Genomic DNA, 19,678 nt, shown 5'->3' on the forward strand with positions numbered 1-19,678 from the left:
AATTGTGTGATTCAAATTACAACAACCAGACCAATAGACTATTCAGTCACATTGGCAGTTAATTTGTATTTAAAAGGGCGGAGATGAAGAAGAAACCTAGGGACTGTTATTTTTCGGTTGATCCCTTATAGTGAGGTCTGCAATGACGTTATTGTACGCCCTGTACTTAGGCACCCGGATTTCAAAAGACACTCCTATTGAAGTCAGTTCACTATAGGTTAAGAAAAACGGATGATCCTGATCATCAACCTGATTAGCGCCTGCTTCAGCAGAATTTAAACTGATCTGATGCTTATTACAGTAACGGTCCGTCAATAGTCTTAGCCCTTCCACCCTCTCGGCTTTTGCCAAATGGGTAAGACTAAAAAATACCAGCGATAACGTAACTATGTGTCTCATGCAGGGGGCAAATCTAATTTTAATCTTTTACATACAGAAATTTAAACGCACTGACGTACTGAATTTTGTATAGCTTATATTTCAACTTAAGCTATAATAATATCGTTAAAGCGGTATATTTGCCGGCATAGACCAACAATTAAATCATATTTTACAATGAATATTTTAATACTAGGATCAGGAGGAAGAGAAAGCGCTTTTGCCTGGAAAATCAGCCAGTCAGCTCTTTGCTCAAAACTATTTATTGCTCCAGGTAACGGAGGAACAGGCGCTTACGGAAAAAACGTACTGCTTAACCCCAATGATTTTGAAGCTGTAAAAGCACTGGTATTAAAAGAAAATATTGAACTGGTTGTTGTTGGTCCGGAAGAACCATTGGTAAATGGAATCCACGATTTTTTCATAAACGATGAGGCTTTATCAAATATTCCTGTGATAGGCCCTAAAAAAGAAGGCGCAATTCTCGAAGGAAGTAAAGATTTCTCTAAGCAATTTATGGCCCGTCACGGCATCCCTACACCTGGTTCGGAGTCATTCACTAACGAAACTTTAACTGAAGGGCTTGCTTATCTGGAAAACCACAGTCTCCCGATCGTACTTAAAGCCGACGGTCTGGCCGCAGGAAAAGGTGTACTGATCTGTCAGACTGTAGCTGAGGCGCAGGAAGAACTGAAACTGATGCTGGGCGGCAAATTCGGAACCGCAGGTTCTCTTGTCGTGGTAGAAGAATACCTGAATGGCATTGAGCTTTCTGTTTTTGTACTTACAGACGGAGAGAATTATGTGATTCTTCCTGAAGCGAAAGACTATAAGAAAATCGGACAGGGCGATAGCGGGTTAAATACCGGAGGAATGGGTTCTGTATCTCCTGTACCCTTTGCCGATAAAAAATTCCTTGATGAGGTAGAGCAAAGCATCATCATCCCAACGATAAATGGGTTAAAAAAGGACAACATAGACTATTCTGGTTTTATCTTCTTCGGCCTGTTTAAAGTTGGCGACAAGCCTATGATCATAGAATACAATTGCCGTATGGGCGATCCGGAAACTGAAAGTGTGATTCCGCGTATTGAGAATGATCTTGTAGAGCTCTTCGTTGCTACTTCCAAAAAGAAACTAAAAGATTATCAACTGAAGATCAGCGATAAGAATGCGGCAACCGTGATGATTGTAGCCGGAGGTTATCCTGGCGAGTACGAGAAAGGCAAAAGTATCACCGGTATTGATAATGTTCGCCAATCGGTTGTATTTCATGCAGGCACAGCATTAGAGGGCGGTGTTGTAAAAACAAATGGTGGTCGTGTAATTGCGGTAACGAGTTTGCAGGACAATCAGTTTGAAGCTTTGCAATCTGCCACAGCAGATGCCGCACGTATCTATTTCGACGGCAAATATTTTAGAGAAGACATCGGATTTGATTTAGTGTAAAATCAGAAAAAGGTTTAACACAGCAAGAACTGGCTGAAAAAACAGGTACTACTTTAAGCTTGAGAATAATATAAGAAGTTTGATTTTCACGCTTCAAAAAATAGTTGAAATTGGCTTAGGTGGGCATTTGGAACTTTCTAGAAGATTGTAGTTTCGCTCTTCTTTTGCTATGCCTTCGGTGTGCGTTCGTATCTACAAAAGCTCTTCACAATCCCTTCATAGGGGCTACTCAAGGGTTGGAAGGGCCACGGCTTTTCTAACAGTTGTGTAGGAATTGCATAGTGATTTCATTTTGAGTGTCGTTATACGAATGCAGATCGAAAGGACATCAAAGGCAAGGCGAAATCAGCATAATGAAGCAGTTTCTTACAATAAACGGTTTGCTTTGCAGGGTGAATATCCGGATATAGCAATGGATTTTAGTAAGGCACTGGTCAGTAAAGGGGAGTGAGCTTAGGGATTTCTGCCCTTAGAGCCGGAGCTACTGGAACAGACAATACATACCTACATCGCTTTCGTTGGAGATGACAGGCTGAGTGTAAGTGATAGTGTTTGGATTGAAAGTTAGTAGTATTTCCGCAACCATTTGCGAACAGGCTCATCATACCATTTTAATGCGGCATAGGCCAAAACGATACTGCCCATTAAAATGAGCAAGGCATACGGCCATGCCTGTGCAATCGTCATGCCTTTGTTATTGCTGATCCAGGCCACATAAAAATACACAATCGGGTAATGCGCCAGGTAGAGCGGATAAGATATGTCACCTAAGAATTTGCATACTTTATGCTCTTTTTGACTTTGCATCACACCACTGGCACCGAGGTACACGATCAGCGGGAAAACGATGATAATGCAAACAGAATCGTAGATTCCATTCAGCCAAAGATGCCCGGCGCCGCCAATCCGCGGCATATAAAGTACGATGGCTACCAGAAGACTGCACCATAACAACGCATTTTTAATTTTAGTCGGCTTGGCAATCCGTGATAGCAGGAGACCCGCAAAGAACGGAAACATAACGCGCGTTAGTCCAATGCACACCTGTTCTACATTCAGTGTCCAGCCACCGCTTACATCGCCATTGGTAATGGCCAGGTGTACGAGTGCGATAGCAGCTACGCCTACCAGGATAGTTAATGTTGTTTTGGAAAACTTCCTGATCCAGACGGCATAAAGAATATTGGCAATGTATTCGAAAAACAATGACCAGCCCACACTATTTAGGGGGTGCATCTCTTCCCAACCGCGTATATCAAGTGATAATGGTACTGGTAGGATAGTATAACCGACTAGCATCACCAGCAGCATTTTCCAAAGAGGGACGGTATGAATAAGTGGCCATAGTGTAGAATCTGTAAAATAGAATCCGATGGCACCGAGAGTCATTCCCAAAACTACCATTGGCTGAAGACGTATGACACGGCGTTTGAAGAAATTACCAACGGTCATTTTATTCCATCGATCGTCATAAGCATAACCCATCACGAATCCTGATAATAAAAAGAAAAAGTCAACAGCCAGGTAACCGTGATTGACAAATTTATCTAAATTACTTGTTGAGAATGGCTCGGCCAGGTGAAAGGTTACGACGATAATGGCGGCGACACCCCTAAGGCCGTCTAATATAGGATAGTGCGGCTTGGTGGCCAGCTCATTATTTAGGTCAGTTCTCATGTAACAGTCGTAAAGATACTTTCTTTTTGTTAAGACGTAAACAAAAAAAGCCCCGGACGAACGTCTGGGGCTTTTTAAAATTATGTTTTTCTAAAAGATCTCTTTAGAAAAACATAATTGACTACTTTATTTAGTGCCTTGTCCTAATAATTCAGCAAGTTTAGCTTCCAGCTTCTCGCCTCTAAGGTTTTTACCAACAATTTTTCCAGTTGGATCAATCAGGTAATTAGCAGGGATACCACGTACACCATACATTGTAGATGCAGCATTCTTCCAGCCCTGAAGATCAGAAAGCTGAGTCCAGGTTAATCCATCTTTTTCAATAGCTGCTAACCAGTCTGCTTTTTTACCAGGGTTATCCAAAGAAACACCTAATACGGTAAAGTTTTTGTCTTTGTAAGTATTGTATGCTTTTACCACGTTAGGGTTTTCTGCACGGCATGGTCCACACCATGAAGCCCAGAAATCAAGCAATACATATTTTCCACGGAAATCAGATAATTTAACCGGTTTGTCATTTACATCATTCTGTGTAAAGTCCATCGCAACCTGACCAATTGCAGTTTTCTTACCTGCTTCTATTTGCTGCGCAATACCTTTTCCTACTTCAGTTGCCTTTACAGCAGCAGAGAACTTATTGAATTCTGATTCTGTTCCAGCAGGATCGCCATCAAGATCCATAACGCTTCTGAAAGCGACGATGCCTACATAAGAATCACGGTTGGTCATGTAGAATTGTTTGTTGATGTCGTTAAGTTCTTTTCTAATAGCACCATCGCGATCCATTACAGTTTTCATGTATGCCTCATCATTACGCGCATCAGGTCCTTTAGCGCGAAATTCAGCCATTAAAGCAGCACTTTTTTCATTAGCAGCTTTTGTCAATGCGTTGTATTTTACGTTGTCGTCATTTACCTGTGAGTTTTTCACTGTAGCATACTTTACAGAGTCGGTCTTAGACTCTAGTGTCATCACCTTTGGTTCAAGATAAATTGAAACCATATCAGCTTTTCCAGGTTTTGCCACTACGCCTTCACGTTTTATAGCAACCTGCGCCTGGGTAATTCCTGCTAAAGGAGCTGAAAAAGTAAATTTACCACCTGTTACAGCCGCAGAATCAGCAACTCTTGTGCCATTGGCCGCATAATACAAAAAGGCCTTAGCCGGTGTTTTTAATCCAGCAACTGTACCATTTAAGGTAAATTTGCTTTGAGCCATAGTTGCAGCAGGTAATAGGCATACCGCTGCGATTAATAGTTTTTTCATCGTTTTTCTACTTATTTTAAGTTAATAGACCTGATCTTTTTCAATAGGTTTAACATTCAGGTTTTTTTTATTAGGAGTAAATGTATGAACTGAACAATTAATAAAACGTAAAACTGATTGTAAAATTATAGTAGCTTTTGGAAAGTTCGCCACCACAGATCAGGCATTTCTCCGTTTACAGCGGTTGTATAATCTTCATAACGGCATGGCACCAAATGAAAGCGCTCGTTTTTTGAAATCCCTGTAGGATATGGAACCTGCATCCACCAGCGGTCTGATTTCTTGCTTTTTACAAACAGCAGTTCTCCCGTACCATCATTCAGACTGGCCCGGTAAATTAAGTATTGTGATTTAGGCATAAGCGGAAAATCCTTTTTACGGTTGTAGTACCCATCCATGAAGTACCAGACCATTTGGGCCAGCAACATGGCTGTTTGTCCGTTGCGGTCAAAAGCAGGATTAAATTCATAGAAGCCAATCGAAGTGAGCTTATCGCTCATACCTGCATATCTCGAAATGCGACAGGCCTGCTCTCCATAAAAGCCATTCGGACCTGCATTTGAATTGGCACCCGCATCCGAAGAACGGATGGCTCCGATATCAAAACTGATCATATTTGCATTACGGACGATGGGTTCCGTCAAGGAAATATCATCGGCAAATTCTCCGAGTCGGTGTACATCAAAATACAGCTTGCTCATCACCTTTAAACTCTCCTGATTTACATAATAGGTCTGGTAGCCGATATTACTGAAATTGAACAGGTAATTGGGTTGGTGTAAAAGTATTTTGTTCAGGTAGGTGTCTGACTTGGCCGCCAGTCCCTCCTGATCGTCTTCATCAAGGTCAAATTTATGATCTACGACCACCAGATCTACTTTTTGTTCCAGTTCCTCATAAGCAAGGTACTGCGCATAGGTAATGTCTTGTCCGCCGCCAATAATCACAGGCACGATGTTTAGCTTCACCAATTCGGCTACGACCATTTTTACGGCAACATAGGTATCGGAGATAGATGCTCCGGCCCGGATATTGCCCAGATCAATGATCCTGGTCGTGTAAGGTCCCTCATTTAAAGTGTAGAACTGCGCCCTGAAATAATCAGGAGCCAGTGCACAGCCTTCATTATTGACCGCGGCACGGTCATCCTCAACACCAAAAATGGCAATATCATAAGCGTTTTCGTCAAGTTCAGGAAATTTATCGACAAAAAAAGTAGTCTTTAAACCAAGCTGACTGGTATAAAAACCTGCTTTTGGAGTAAATTTGTCCGGACTTAAGGGTGAAAAAAAATCTGATAAAGACATATTGCACTATAAATGTATGGCATCAAATATCTATTTTTGAGAGCATATTTTAATGAACATCCTAAAAAAAATGAAATGATATTGGTTACCGGTGCTACTGGATTTTTAGGAGCAGAATTAATACATCAGTTAACTGAACAAGGTTTAAAGGTAAGAGGACTAAAACGGGAGCACTCTGTTTTACCTGCTTTAATAAAGGACAACAGCCTGGTAGAATGGGTTGTGGCAGACATTAACGACCTTTCTGCTCTGGATGATGCCTTCGAAGGAATCAGCCAGGTATATCACTGTGCGGCACTGGTTTCATTCAACCCGAAAGACAAAACAAAGCTTTTAAAGATCAACATTGAAGGCACCAGCAATGTGGTAAATCTTTGTGCTGAGTATAATGCACGATTGCTACACGTGAGCTCGGTAGCAGCGCTGGGAAACCCCAAAAAAGGGGCTTCTCTGATCACGGAAAAGGATTTCTGGGAATATGATTCCAAATCGCACAGTTATGCGATTTCTAAATACGAAGGTGAAATGGAAGTATGGCGCGGCATAGCTGAAGGCCTGGATGCTGTCATTGTAAACCCTTCAGTGATCATCGGTCCGGGCGCAGGATTTGAGGGAAGCGGCGCCATATTTAAACTGGTAAAACAAGGTTTATCTTTTTATACCAGGGGCGCGACAGGGATTGTAGATGTAGCTGATGTGGCGAAAAGTATGATCCTGCTGATGAACAGCAAGGAAAGTGGCGAACGTTATACCATCTCTGCAGAGAATTATCATTACCAGCAGTTCTTTGGAGAAATAGCCAAAGGATTTGGGGTAAAAGCACCGGCAAAAGAAGCGAGGCCCTGGATGCTGGGTATTGCATGGAGAGCGGCTAAATTAGCCTCCATGTTTACAGGAAAGCCTGCCGCCCTCACCAGTGATGCCGCCCGCAGCAGTCTCAATGAAAGTTTATACAGCAACGAAAAAATAAAACACACAACCGGAATAGCATTTAAACCACTTAAGCAAAGTATTGAAGAAGTTTGCGAGCGGTTAAAAAACAATTGATATGAAGCAAAAGAACATTTACATCATCGATTTCGACAGCACCTTTACACAGGTAGAGGCATTGGATGAGCTGGCCCGAATCTCTCTGAAAAAGCATCCTGAAAAAGAAGCTATATTTCAGAAAATCGAAGATTATACCAACCTGGCAATGGAAGGAAAACTTTCATTTGGAGAAAGCCTTGCCCAGCGCGTAAAATTACTGGAAGCTACAGAAGATCACCTGAAGCAGCTGATTACCAGACTGAAGAAAAAAGTATCTGCTTCATTTTCCCGCAATGCGGAGTTCTTTAAAAAACATGCTGATGAAGTATTGATTGTTTCCGGTGGGTTCAAAGAATTCATTACTCCTGTGGTGAGTCAGTACCACATTAAAAAGGAGAACATCTATGCCAATACGTTCGTAACCACAGGTGATGGAAAGATCATCGATTACGACCATTCCAACCCGTTAAGTGAAGAAGGTGGAAAAGTTAAACTAATGCAGCAGCTGAACCTGGAAGGGGATCTATACGGCATTGGCGATGGGTATTCTGACTTTCAGCTTCGCGAAAGCGGACTGATCAAAAAATTCTATGCTTTTACAGAGAACATTTCAAGGGAAAGCATTGTCAAAAAAGCGGATCACATTACGCCCAGCTTTGATGAGTTTTTATATGTGAATAACCTGCCAAGGGCCATTTCCTATCCTAAAAACAGGATTCTTTGTCTTGTCATAGGAGAGGTAAACCCGCTGAGCATAGAACTGTTAAAAAAAGATGGTTTTTCTATCCGTCATAAAGAGACATTTGAAGAAAAATACGTGGCAGATGTGCACATGATGCTTTTGGCAGATGGCGAGAAGCTGGAACTTGAAAAATTAAAACGTGCCGTAAAACTGAAAACCATCGGCTACCTGGGCAATTCAAAAGGCAGGGTCGATATCGCGACCTGTATACAGCAAGGGGTTGTGGTATTTGAAGACCCGAAGAACAACCCGCGTAATCTTGATTTCATCCCTAAGAGAATGATTGACTTTATGAATACCGGAACTACTTATCTAAGCAGTAACTTCCCGAACCTTCAGCTACCGAGAATTGAAAAATCGCACAGGCTCATCCACATTCACAAAAATGTACCGGGAATTATGGCCAAGGTAAACACCATTTTTGCGAAACACGACATCAACATTGTCGGGCAGTTCCTGATGACGAACCCGGAGATCGGTTATGTGATCACAGACATCAATGCGGAGTACGACAAACAGTTGTTTAAATCCCTTAAGAAAATTGAACACACAATAAAGTTTAGGGTTTTATATTAACTGTCAGTCCCGGTTTTATTACATTTGCCGGCAACTAACTTACTGTAATGGAATTAACACCACAAATTAAAGATAAACTAGATCAGTTGCAGGAGAAATATGCTGCAATGGGCCAGGACATGTCGGCCTACCTGGATGGTTTATTGTATGCAGATTTCTTAACGTACTGGGATTATATTCATCTCGATACTTTATTGAGCCTGCAAAGCCCAAAAACGCCTTTCCCTGACGAGGAGATCTTTATCATGTATCACCAGATCACGGAACTGTATTTTAAGCTTTCTCTGCATGAATGCCGTCAAATTGCAGAACATCCGAATTTAACCGCGCAATTTATTACTGATCGTGTAAAACGGATCAATGCATATTTCAATGCACTTACTACTTCTTTTGAAGTGATGGTAAACGGAATGGAAAAAGAACAGTTCCTGAAATTCAGGATGTCATTATTACCAGCAAGCGGTTTCCAATCCGGTCAGTACCGCATGATAGAAATCAGTGCGGCCAGTTTCATACAGCTGGTAGACAAGAGTAAAAGGTCTGACCTGGTCACAGCAACAATAGATGAGCAATTCGAACACATTTACTGGAAGTTTGGCGCTACAGAATTGGCGACGGGGAAACAAACCCTGACCTTAAAACAATTCATCAATAAATATGCTGCACAATTCCGGCAACTGGCTAAGGACAGGGAGCATACTAATTTCTCTGCGTTATACCATAAACTGGCTGCTGAAGGTCAGGATGTAAGCGCATTGGCAGAAGAGCTTAGAAAACTGGATTTGTACGTGAACGTAGAATGGCCGCTGTCACATTACAAGTCGGCGGTAAGGTACCTGGAAAAAGATCCGGTAGACATTGCTGCTACGGGCGGAACGAACTGGCAGAAGTACCTGCCTCCACGCTTTCAGAAAAGGATCTTCTATCCTTTCCTCTGGACGGAAGACCAAATGGAAGAATGGGGTAAGGGATGGGTGCTTAGTGTATTGAAAACACTTAAAAATGAGCAACAACCGTAACCTTATTACAAAATAAAAGCGAATAAAAGGGGCAATTTTCTTATTTTTGCCCCTACGAAATATTACAATAATGAACGAGACATTGGATATAACGATCACTAAAGCTGATCAAAGCAAATTAACGGTAACAGATTTCTCTCAATTACCATTCGGAAAAGTATTTTCCGATCACATGTTTATTGCGGAATATGATAACGGAGAATGGTCTAACCTACAGGTGTTGCCTTATGGACCAATCTTAATGAGCCCTGCAATTTCTGCACTTCATTATGGACAGGCGATTTTTGAAGGCATGAAAGCTTATCGCCAGGCTGATGATAAAATCAGTGTATTCAGAGCGGATAAAAACTTTGAGCGTTTCAATAAGTCGGCAAACCGTATGTCCATGCCAGCCATTACTCATGATATTTTCATGCAGGGTATTGCTGCTTTGATCGATATCGACGAAAAATGGGTACCTGCACAAGAAGGTTATTCTTTATATATACGTCCGGTGATGTTTGCTACTGATCCATATCTTGGTGTTAAGCCATCTGATAAATATACCTTTGCGCTATTGACTACTCCTACAGGACCTTACTACAGCAAAGCGTTAAAAGTTAAAATAGAAACTGAATTCACACGTGCTGATGAAGGTGGAGTTGGTTTTGCCAAAACTGCCGGCAACTATGCGCGTTCTCTCTACCCATTTGCTGAAGCCCAAAAAGAAGGTTTTGATCAGTTGATCTGGACAGATGCGGTATCTCATGAGTATATTGAAGAAGCCGGAACTGCCAACCTGATTTTCGTAATTGACGGTAAGTTAGTTACTCCTTCTGTGAGAAGTACAGTATTGGACGGTGTAACCCGCGACACGATTATTCAACTGGCTAAAAAAGCCGGAATTGAAGTTGAAGAAAGACGTGTAAGCGTAAAAGAAGTCATCGAAGGGATAGAAAGCGGACGGTTAACCGATGCTTTTGCAGCCGGTACCGCAGCAACAGTTACACCGATCGGTGAAATCGGATACCAGGGTAAAGTATATACTTTAGCTGATGTGTCTACCCGTACTGTTTCTGCAAATATTGCAAAAACATTAAATGACATTCGTTATGGAATCGTTCCTGATGAATTCGGATGGAACTTTGTGCTTTAATCGCATCACACATTTTACAAAGCGCCTTTTTAAAGGCGCTTTTTTTATGCTTATCTTCCACCCCTCAAATCAAACAAACCGTATCAGCAGTATGAAACGAATTTTATTGACCAGTTTAGCCATGTCATTATTCATCAATATATCCGCACAGGCACAACTCAAAAAACTTACGCAGCAACAAATACTTGGACGCCAACCCTCTCTTACGAAACCAATTCCAATAACCAATGGATGGAGCGACGACTCGCACTACATTGAAATTGATTCGAAAGAGAGGAAAATGTATGCTGTAGATATTAAATCAGGAGCAAAAACACCTTATACTGCTCCTCCAAAGAGTAATGTTAATGTTAACGTAAGAAATGGCGACATCTTCATTCAATATGGTTCAGAAGAAGTAAAACGTCTTACCAATGACAAAGATGAAGAGAAAAACCCTACGTTGTCTCCTGACGGAAAGTATGTAGCCTTTACCCGCAATAACGACTTATATGCAGTTGAGGTAGCCACAGGTAAAGAAACAAGGTATACTAATGATGGCACTGATGTCATTTACAACGGTTGGTCGTCATGGGTATATTATGAGGAAATCCTGGGAAGATCTACCAATTATAAAGCATTCTGGTGGTCTCCCGACAGTAAAAACATTGCTTTCATGCGTTTTGATGACACGAAGGTTCCAATGTTTCCGATCAATGGGTCGACAGGACAACACGGCTATACTGAAAAAACCCGCTATCCTAAAGCCGGGGATCCCAACCCTGAGGTAAAGGTAGGCTTTGTTCCCGTAACAGGTGGCAAAGTGATATGGGCTGATTTCAATGAGAAAGACGACCAGTACTTCGGAACGCCTTACTGGAGTTTTGATGGTAGCAACCTGATGGTTCAATGGATGAACCGGGGACAGGACAACCTGAAATTCTATTCGGTAAATCCCGCTACGGGAGCGAAGAAAGAAATTTATGACGAGAGGCAGCCATCGTGGGTTGATCTGGATTATGATGGCCGTATAGAGTACCTTGAAGATAAAAAACATTATATTCTTAAAAGTGACAAAACAGGCTGGGCACACTTTTACCTGTATACTTTAGATGGAAAACTGGTAAACCCAATTACCAGCGGCAAATGGCAGGTGACGAATCTTGTTCATGTAGATGAGAAGAATAAGGTGGTTTATTTTACTGCACGTAAAGAGGCATCTACAAGAACCGATTTCTATAGTGTAAGCTATACCGGCAAAAACTTAAAGCGTCTGACATTTGGCGACTATACCCACCAGGTATTGATGTCTCCAAACGGAACCAGCTTTATCACGACTTATTCTAACGTGTCTACTCCGCCTAAAAAAACATTATTGGACAATAAGGGCAAAATCATTAAGGAACTTGGTGATAGCAAAGCTGATGATTTTGCTGATTATAAATTCGGAAAGACGGAAATGATCACCATTCCTACAGAAGATGGTTATAACCTGCCTGCAGTAATTACCTATCCTACCGATTTTGATGAAACCAAAAGATACCCTGTTGTAATGAGCATTTATGGCGGACCAAATGCAGGTACGGTAACAAATACCTGGAAAGGTACGGGCAACCAGTTATGGGCCAATGAGGGTATTGTTCAGATCTCAGTAGACCACCGTGCATCGGGACAGTTTGGCAAGGAAGGTGTTGCATTGATGCACCGCAACCTGGGCAACTGGGAAATGAAAGATTATGCGACGGCTGGGAAATGGCTGAAAGCGAAACCATGGGTAGACAATAAAAAACTATTGATTACCGGTCACAGCTATGGTGGATACATGACTTGTCTGGCCCTAACTAAAGGTGCTGATGTTTTTGATTTCGGTTATGCAGGTGCTCCGGTAACCAGCTGGGAATTGTATGATACCAATTACACTGAGCGTTTCATGGATACTCCGCAGGAAAATCCGGAAGGTTATAAAAATGGCTCAGTATTGACTTACGTTGACAATTACAAAGGCTTATTGCGCATCATGCACGGCGATATGGATGACAACGTGCATATGCAAAATACCATTCAGCTGGTAGATAAATTGCAGAATGCAAACAAACATTTTGAACTGATGATCTATCCGGGTGGCAGACATGGATGGGGCGGTGTAAAAACACCTCATGACGGTGCAGAACGCGCCCGTTTCTATTATCAGAATTTACTGAACAAGCCTGTTCCTGCAGAGTGGCTGAAATAGTTAATATTTTGCGCATTCGTCATCCTGAAATAAAATACGTAGTATTCTTGAAGACAAAAATCAATGAATGCTACTGAAAAATTCAGGATGACGTGTCGTATAATTAAATGCTAAAACAGCCTCATTTTTACTGGTCTCTATAAATAACTCCCATATTGTAAAACATAAACGCCCAGCGGTCGGCGATCTCTTCAATTGCCTTATCTGTCGGCTTTCCTGCGCCATGACCGGCATTGGTCTGGATGGCGATCAATACCGGTGCACCACCTACCTGATCTTTTTGCAGGTTAGCCGCAAATTTGAAGGAGTGCGCAGGGACAACCCTGTCGTCATGATCAGCGGTCGTCACCAACGTAGCCGGATACTTCACTCCTGCTTTCAAGGCGTGTACAGGCGAATATTTGTACAGGTAATCAAACATTTCCTTTGAGTCCTCCGACGTGCCATAATCATATGCCCAGCCTGCCCCTGAAGTAAATTTATGGTAGCGAAGCATATCCATCACACCAACCGCAGGGAAAGCAACTTTAAACAAGTCTGGACGCTGTGCCATGGTAGCCCCTACCAGTAATCCTCCGTTGGAGCCCCCCATACTTGCAAGATAATCTTTAGAAGTATACTTTTCAGAAATGAGGTATTCTGCAGCAGCGATAAAATCATCAAAAACATTTTGTTTACTTAGCTTTGTACCGGCAAGGTGCCATTTCTCTCCATATTCACCGCCTCCGCGCAGGTTAGCTACAGCATAAACACCACCCTGATCCAGCAATACAATGTTAGCGGTACTAAATGCCGGGGTCAGGCTCACGTTAAAGCCCCCGTAACCATAAAGTATAGTAGGATTCTTTCCGTTTAGTTTGATGCCCTTTTTATAAGTAATGATCATTGGTACCTTCGTGCCGTCTTTAGAGGCGTAGAATACCTGTTTGGATTCATAATTCGCAGGATTAAAATCTACTCCTGCTTTTTTATACACCTCAGATTTTCCCGTTTCCACATTGTATTTGAATATTGTAGGCGGGTATACATAAGAGGTAAACGTATAATACAGCTCCTTTTCCGTCTTTTTACTACCAAATCCTCCTGCAGTACCTATCCCCGGCAATGTGATGCTATGTTCCAGTTTGCCTTCCATGTTGTATTGCAGTACGAGCGACACCGCATCCTTTATATAGTTGGCAAAAAGCTTCCCTCCGCCTGTAGAAGGAGTTAATACATTTTCTGTCTCCTTTAAAAATTCCTTCCAGTTCTGCTGCTGGGGATTCGCAGCATCCACCGTCACAATACGTCCATTAGGCGCATTGAGATTGGTATACAGGTATAACTTAGTACCAATATTATCGATGACATCGTGGGTCTTCTCAAAATTACCCACTACTGTAACAATCGGCGCATTTGGCTTAGTCAAATCCTGAAGGTACAGTTCATTACCGGAGGTAGAATTCGCGGCAGATATCACCAGGTATTTCTGATCTTCAGTTAATGAAGCACCGATATATCTCCTTGGTGTTTTCTCTCCGCCAAAGATCAGCACATCATCTGTTTGGGCAGTACCCAACTTATGATAATAAAGTTTGTGGTATTGGGTCAGTCCGGACAATTGGCTGCCTTCTTTAGGCTTATCATAGGTGCTGTAATAAAACCCATCGTTCCCTTTCCAGGCTACGCCTGAAAATTTGATGTTCGTTAACGTATCTCCTATCAGGCTCTTATTTAAGGCCTTCATCACGACAATACTGGTCCAGTCGGAACCACCTGCAGACAATTGATAAGCCAGCATACTCCCATCCTTCGTAAAGCTTAATCCAGCCAGTGAAGTTGTAGCGTCTTTAGAAAAGGTATTGGGGTCAAGAAATGCTTCAGCTTCCTTTCCTTCTTCCTGTCTGTATAAAACGCTTTGATTCTGCAGTCCTGTGTTTTTATAGAAGTAGGTGTATTTCCCTTCCTTAAACGGACTGGAATATTTCTCATAGTTCATCAGTTTGGTAAGACGTTCCTTAATCACATTGCGATAAGGGATCTTTGCCATGAACTGCTGTGTTACCGCATTTTGCGCTTCTACCCAACGCCTGGTTTCCTCAGAACGGTCATCTTCCAGCCACCGGTAAGGATCAGCAACTACAGTTCCAAAATAGGTATCTTTTACGTCAGTCTTCTTCGTTTCAGGATAGGTCATTGTTGATTTCAGTTGGTTGTTGTTTTGTGAATAAGCAGTTAATGAACAGAATGAAGCCATCAACCAAAGGCCTTGCTTTAAAAAATTCATAGGTATATATTTTATAAGTAATGAAAGCACTAAAATAGCTATTTATCTTCTGTTTTCTTTCCTGGCTTTACGCTTCTGTCGCTCTGCACGCCGCTTATCCCGGTCAGATTTCATCTGTTCAAAATTGGCGATCTGCAACTTGATTTTCTTTTCTTTCTCAGGGGTCACACCTACACTGTATTTGATCCCCTGAAACAAGGTCTTCCAAATAAAATTAAAAAATGAAGCGGTTTTTACTCTTTCATATTTGATCGGTGCGGTGAGCGATACTCCGGCAGCATTTGGGTTATCGGAATTGATGACCATTGCATTAGCCAAGAAGGACATAAGACCTTGTTTTACCAAACGACCCTGTGCTTCATCTTTCTTCAACAAGGCTACTGAAAGATCTTTAAAGGCAAAATCCACTTTTCCAGAGGCCTCCAAATCGTTGGCCTTAATGTTAAAATCAAGCTGCCTTACTTTACCGCTTTTTACTTCTACCATACCCAAAGGCTTGGTAATCCTATTTAGCACACGCCCATCCATCGGCCCCAGTTTACCGGAGTAAGTAAAAGCGCCATCCGTCGCATTCAGGTCAAACCTGAAATTCACGTCCAGCCTGCCCCGCCCCATCATATAACTGGTCAGACCGGCAAACATATAATGATTCTGTGCCTTTACTACGGCTGAGTTTGTGACATTAGTAATGCTTCCTGATGTCTTTTCAAAAGTAATCTTTCCTTTTTGCTTGCTGTCCCTGTCAAATTCAGCATAGCTGATGTCTACATTATTCAAGTTAAGTTGTTTCACCGTAACCAGGCCCTTTACTTTCTGAAGCAACTGATGAGGGTATTTACCGATCCTGGTTTCCATTTCCTTTGGTAAAGCATTGTTATTGAATACATGAACAAAGCCATTGGAGATATTCATCTCTTTTGCATACAGTTCCTGCTTGCGTATATAAAGCGGCAGGTTAATTCCCTCCAGGCTCATGTCACTCATTTCGATATTGAACCTGTCTTTAGCAAAGCCTGCGACCTGCCCAAACTTCATTTCATCATAACGAGGCACTACCTTAAAGCTTTTGATATAAAGCTTTCCGGAAGCAGCAGAAAAATTAAGTTCATTTAGATTGAGGTGGTATAAACTATCAGGTGTAGCAAAGGAGTAATTATTGAGGTTGATGACAATGTCCTTTAACAGGTAAAAGCGGTTTACATCTTTCGCAGAGTTCTTATCGATGAGCCAGTTCTTAAGCGTGATATTTAGGTTTTTAATGGAATCCACCTGCGGCACTTTAGTATTGTTATTTACGTATTTAAACCTGATGTTTTTGAAATCAATGGTCTTCACTTTTAGTTCCTTCAGGTATCCTGAAATATAGTCATAAGGCGACTTATCGGGATACGCTCTTTTGGATTCATTGAAATCAAACTGTTTATTGACCATCACCACATCCGGATTATCAAAAAGCAGTACGTCTATTTTTAGCTTTCTGAAACGTAAAGCATTCCAGGGATGAAAATTCTTTACCATTAGCTTTTTAAGCCGCACGTAGTAAATATTATTTGGAGCTAATTTTAAGCCGGTAAGTTTCTTGTATACCACTGTATCAGGTATGATGGTAACATCGTTCAATGTAGCAGAGCCTGTGATGAAATTGGTGCTTACGTCTGAAAATTCTATTCTGTAAAGACTATCGGTAGCGTTCAAAACCATGGTACGCACCTGTGTTTTGATCACAGGCTGAATTTTAACACCTAAATACCAGGACATAGCGACCAGCAACAAAATACCGAAGAGCAGGATACCCAATACCCATTTTAGTGAATTGTAACTCTTTCGGACTTTCTTGGTCATAGGCAGGGGGTTTATTCCAAGATACAAATTAATTCCCGTTGAACAGGCCTTAATTCTTTTCTTTTTCAGCCCGTTTCTCTTCGTCCTTTTTACGCTCTCTTAGACGCTCTCTTTCACGGTCCGCCTTGCGCTCAGCACGTTTTTCTCTGCGCTCTTCCTTCTTATCCTTTACCTTTTCCAATGCCTGTTCAGGAGTTTTCACCGGCACGATGCCAATGCCTACGATTTCTCTCATACCTATAAAAAAACTTTTCCAAAGAAGGTTAAAGAATGACGCTGCGGAAGTCCGTTGAAAAGTAATGTTTGCGGTTCTTGGGGCTTCGCCTTTAGAAGGGTTGTCATCCTTGATCAGGAGGCTATTTGCCAGGAAAGAAAGCAGACCTTTTTTCTTGATCGGTTCTCCCTCTTCTCCCTCTTTCAGCAGCTTAATTTTAAGATCAGTATAATTGAACCGAACCAGACCCGAAGACCCTGAAGCATTTGCTTTTATATTGAAACTTGCACTTTGCATCTTGCCGCTTTCAATCTCTACCAATCCCATATCTTTTGCTACCGGATTCAGTACCGTCATATTCATCGGCGCTACCTTTCCGCTATAACTGAAAGCCGCGTTTTTATCCGTAAGGTTAAAATCTATTGTGATATCTATCCTGCTCGTCTTCATGACCATAGCATGGAGACGAGCAATGGCATGATTATTTTGCGACAGGCGCAAAGAGTCGTTGGTGAGGTTGGTAATGTTTCCGGTCAGGTTCTGAAAATAAATTGTTCCCCGCTTCTGACTAATGGGATTGTACTCGGTGTAAGCCACGTCTACATTCTCCAGATTCACACTATCAACCATCGCTGGGATGGGCATTCTTTTCAATGCTACATGAGGGAAATTCCTCACCTTATCCAGACCCGGGGGCGGGGGAAGTTCCCGGTTGACAAATATCCCTGCTTTTGCCGGCCCGATCTTTAGCGACCTGGCATGAAAATCCCCATCGCTGTTTAACTTCGCAAAATCTACCCCAGCAAACCTAATCTCATCAAACTTCAGGTCATACCTGTCCTTACCGTATTTATACATCCTGGTAAAAGCCAGGTCAGGATGAAGCGGAATCATCTGAAATCCCTTTACAACAACATTTCCTCCCGCTGCAGAACCCTTAACCGTATCGATCTTCATGGTATACATCTTGTCCTTACCGGTAGACCTGTAGCCGGTCAGCTCAAAGCTGATGTCTTTTGTATAGTAAAACCTGGTGGTATCAAACTGAGCAAGCGAATCTATCAGCAAATCCTTCACATTGATGTTGAGGTGTTTTATAGAGTTCAGGGGTTTCCATGTCGCGCCATTGATGTAATCCAGATCCGCATCCACAATTTTAATGGACTTAACGTGGATGGATTTTAAGGTTTTGGAAATTTGCTCATATAAACTCTTTTCCTCCTTTATAGTATCGGGTCGCTTTACAACCTTATTGTGAATGATATTAATGGACGGGTGATCCAGCACGATTGCATTCATTTCTATCCTCTTCTTAAAATAAGCAGTAAGCACACCTACACGACTCAACCGTAATCTGGCAAGTTTGATCTGGAACAAATGTACCGGCGCCAGTTTTAGCGCTTTCAACTGGTTGAACACGACAGTATCCGGCATTAGCGTCACACTATCCAAGGAGGCACTGCCTGTCAAGAGATTTAAATGAATGTCCTTAAAATCTATCCGGTAAAGACGATGTGAGCCATTGTAAACCCCCTCCTTGATCTTTTCAGTAAGCATAGGCTTCCATTTGGCACTTAAGTAGATTGCAGCTGCAGCGATCAGAATGAGTAAAACACCGAAGATGCCTCCTACCCATTTGAGCACTTTGTATTTCCCTGGTCGATTTGTTGCCATAATATTGTGAGTATAAGTAATATCAACAATATCAGGGCCACAATGTTTAGGTTACAGCTCTTTGGCTTTATATCTTCGATAATCCACGTCACTTACTGAGAAATATCCCAGTACGTTGCCAGATACATTTCCTTCAACGTTAACCGGCACGCTGCTGAATAATCCACTCCAGTCGGTCTCCATAAACACAGAATACAAATACTTGGCATAGTTTTCAGAAAGCGAGATCTTATAGATTGAGATGTAATCATCCTGCCCCACTGCAAATGTTCTTTTCAAATTATTCAAGGGATAAAGGGAATTCGGCGATCCTAATATATGGGTATAGCTGTAGTATTTACTCTGGTCAAACTTAGACGGATTCCATAACGGTAGATCAGGGTATGAAATGTACCATTTATTAGGATTCAAATAACCGAATGTATGTTTGGGTATGGTCCCATTCACAGATTTATCTGCCATCGCCCTAGTCGACAAGGGTAGAAAATCATCAATAATATTGACCACCTGTCTTAATGTATCTACAGCAGTATAAGTTTTGTTGTTGTATTTAATCGTGAGTATGTACGCCTTGTTGTAGTTCGGATCACTTTTGGTCAGGCCTACATACACACCCGGAGTGGCGGCGACTTCTTTAAAAGCAATGTCCGTTCTTCCATCATTCACTACCACAACTGCCTTTCTGATGGGCACGGGCGACGAATCCGGACTAAGGGCAGGCTTGGTCAGTCTGATATATTGATCAGTGGTCCGGGTATTGATACCACCTTCAATGGCCATATCGTACTGCCTTACAGGCTTCAAAAAAGAATTATCATCAAGCGCACTTTTCTTGCAGCCAAAAGCAATCAGCAATCCTGTTAGCAAAAAATATATCCAGCACCTGTTCATA

Annotated in this window: 15 protein-coding genes; 7 read left to right on the forward strand and 8 right to left on the reverse strand. The window is 41.9% G+C overall.

The window, feature by feature from the left end:
- Positions 1-96: 96 nt before the first annotated feature.
- Positions 97-399 (reverse strand): hypothetical protein, encoded by a 303-nt coding sequence (locus FA047_RS09995; protein ID WP_136835894.1) that lies wholly within the window; start codon positions 397-399, stop codon positions 97-99.
- 156 nt (positions 400-555) lie between these two features.
- On the opposite strand from FA047_RS09995, the gene purD reads away from it, so the two are divergent.
- Together purD and FA047_RS20470 are read left to right on the forward strand one after the other, a co-directional pair.
- The gene (gene purD / locus FA047_RS10000) at positions 556-1,827 is read left to right on the forward strand and encodes a phosphoribosylamine--glycine ligase (protein WP_136835895.1); all 1,272 of its coding nucleotides are present in this window, start codon (positions 556-558) and stop codon (positions 1,825-1,827) included.
- 310 nt (positions 1,828-2,137) lie between these two features.
- Positions 2,138-2,278, forward strand: coding sequence for a DUF6266 family protein (locus FA047_RS20470; protein ID WP_169304376.1), 141 nt, complete (start codon positions 2,138-2,140; stop codon positions 2,276-2,278).
- Positions 2,279-2,391: 113 nt separating this feature from the next.
- On the opposite strand, the gene FA047_RS10010 is transcribed toward FA047_RS20470, so the two are convergent.
- The 3 genes from FA047_RS10010 to FA047_RS10020 all read right to left on the reverse strand — a co-directional run bounded on the left by FA047_RS10010 (position 2,392) and on the right by FA047_RS10020 (position 6,077).
- Complete coding sequence (locus tag FA047_RS10010) at positions 2,392-3,504, reverse strand: acyltransferase family protein (RefSeq protein ID WP_136835896.1); 1,113 nt, start codon at positions 3,502-3,504, stop codon at positions 2,392-2,394.
- Between the two features lie 126 nt (positions 3,505-3,630).
- Positions 3,631-4,770: a TlpA disulfide reductase family protein gene (locus FA047_RS10015; protein WP_136835897.1), complete on the reverse strand. Its 1,140-nt coding sequence runs from the start codon at positions 4,768-4,770 to the stop codon at positions 3,631-3,633.
- Positions 4,771-4,895: 125 nt separating this feature from the next.
- On the reverse strand, positions 4,896-6,077 hold the full coding sequence (locus tag FA047_RS10020; protein ID WP_136835898.1) for a formimidoylglutamase: 1,182 nt from the start codon (positions 6,075-6,077) through the stop codon (positions 4,896-4,898).
- Between the two features lie 75 nt (positions 6,078-6,152).
- Between FA047_RS10020 and FA047_RS10025 the strand changes: the two genes are divergently transcribed.
- From FA047_RS10025 to FA047_RS10045, 5 genes are all read left to right on the forward strand, one after another.
- The gene (locus FA047_RS10025) at positions 6,153-7,124 is read left to right on the forward strand and encodes an NAD-dependent epimerase/dehydratase family protein (protein ID WP_136835899.1); all 972 of its coding nucleotides are present in this window, start codon (positions 6,153-6,155) and stop codon (positions 7,122-7,124) included.
- Between the two features lies 1 nt (position 7,125).
- Positions 7,126-8,424: an HAD-IB family phosphatase gene (locus FA047_RS10030; RefSeq protein WP_136835900.1), complete on the forward strand. Its 1,299-nt coding sequence runs from the start codon at positions 7,126-7,128 to the stop codon at positions 8,422-8,424.
- Between the two features lie 47 nt (positions 8,425-8,471).
- Complete coding sequence (locus FA047_RS10035; RefSeq protein ID WP_136835901.1) at positions 8,472-9,443, forward strand: tryptophan 2,3-dioxygenase family protein; 972 nt, start codon at positions 8,472-8,474, stop codon at positions 9,441-9,443.
- Positions 9,444-9,513: 70 nt separating this feature from the next.
- Positions 9,514-10,578: a branched-chain amino acid aminotransferase gene (locus tag FA047_RS10040; protein WP_136835902.1), complete on the forward strand. Its 1,065-nt coding sequence runs from the start codon at positions 9,514-9,516 to the stop codon at positions 10,576-10,578.
- 91 nt (positions 10,579-10,669) lie between these two features.
- Positions 10,670-12,790: a S9 family peptidase gene (locus FA047_RS10045; protein ID WP_136835903.1), complete on the forward strand. Its 2,121-nt coding sequence runs from the start codon at positions 10,670-10,672 to the stop codon at positions 12,788-12,790.
- Between the two features lie 127 nt (positions 12,791-12,917).
- Here FA047_RS10045 and FA047_RS10050 read toward each other — a convergent pair whose 3' ends face one another.
- From FA047_RS10050 to FA047_RS10065, 4 genes are read right to left on the reverse strand one after another with little or no spacing between them, the layout of a single operon-like run.
- Entirely contained in the window at positions 12,918-15,056 is a 2,139-nt protein-coding gene (locus FA047_RS10050) for a prolyl oligopeptidase family serine peptidase (protein WP_169304377.1), read from the reverse strand.
- Positions 15,057-15,098: 42 nt separating this feature from the next.
- Positions 15,099-16,898: a hypothetical protein gene (locus FA047_RS10055; RefSeq protein WP_136835904.1), complete on the reverse strand. Its 1,800-nt coding sequence runs from the start codon at positions 16,896-16,898 to the stop codon at positions 15,099-15,101.
- Between the two features lie 49 nt (positions 16,899-16,947).
- Positions 16,948-18,786 (reverse strand): AsmA family protein, encoded by a 1,839-nt coding sequence (locus tag FA047_RS10060; protein ID WP_136835905.1) that lies wholly within the window; start codon positions 18,784-18,786, stop codon positions 16,948-16,950.
- 51 nt (positions 18,787-18,837) lie between these two features.
- A complete protein-coding gene (locus tag FA047_RS10065) occupies positions 18,838-19,677 on the reverse strand; it encodes a DUF4249 domain-containing protein (RefSeq protein ID WP_136835906.1) in 840 nt (279 codons plus the stop codon).
- Position 19,678 lies beyond the last annotated feature (1 nt).

The sequence above is a fragment of the Pedobacter frigoris genome, from assembly GCF_005116445.1.
In the GTDB taxonomy this organism is placed as follows: Bacteria; Bacteroidota; Bacteroidia; order Sphingobacteriales; family Sphingobacteriaceae; genus Pedobacter; species Pedobacter frigoris.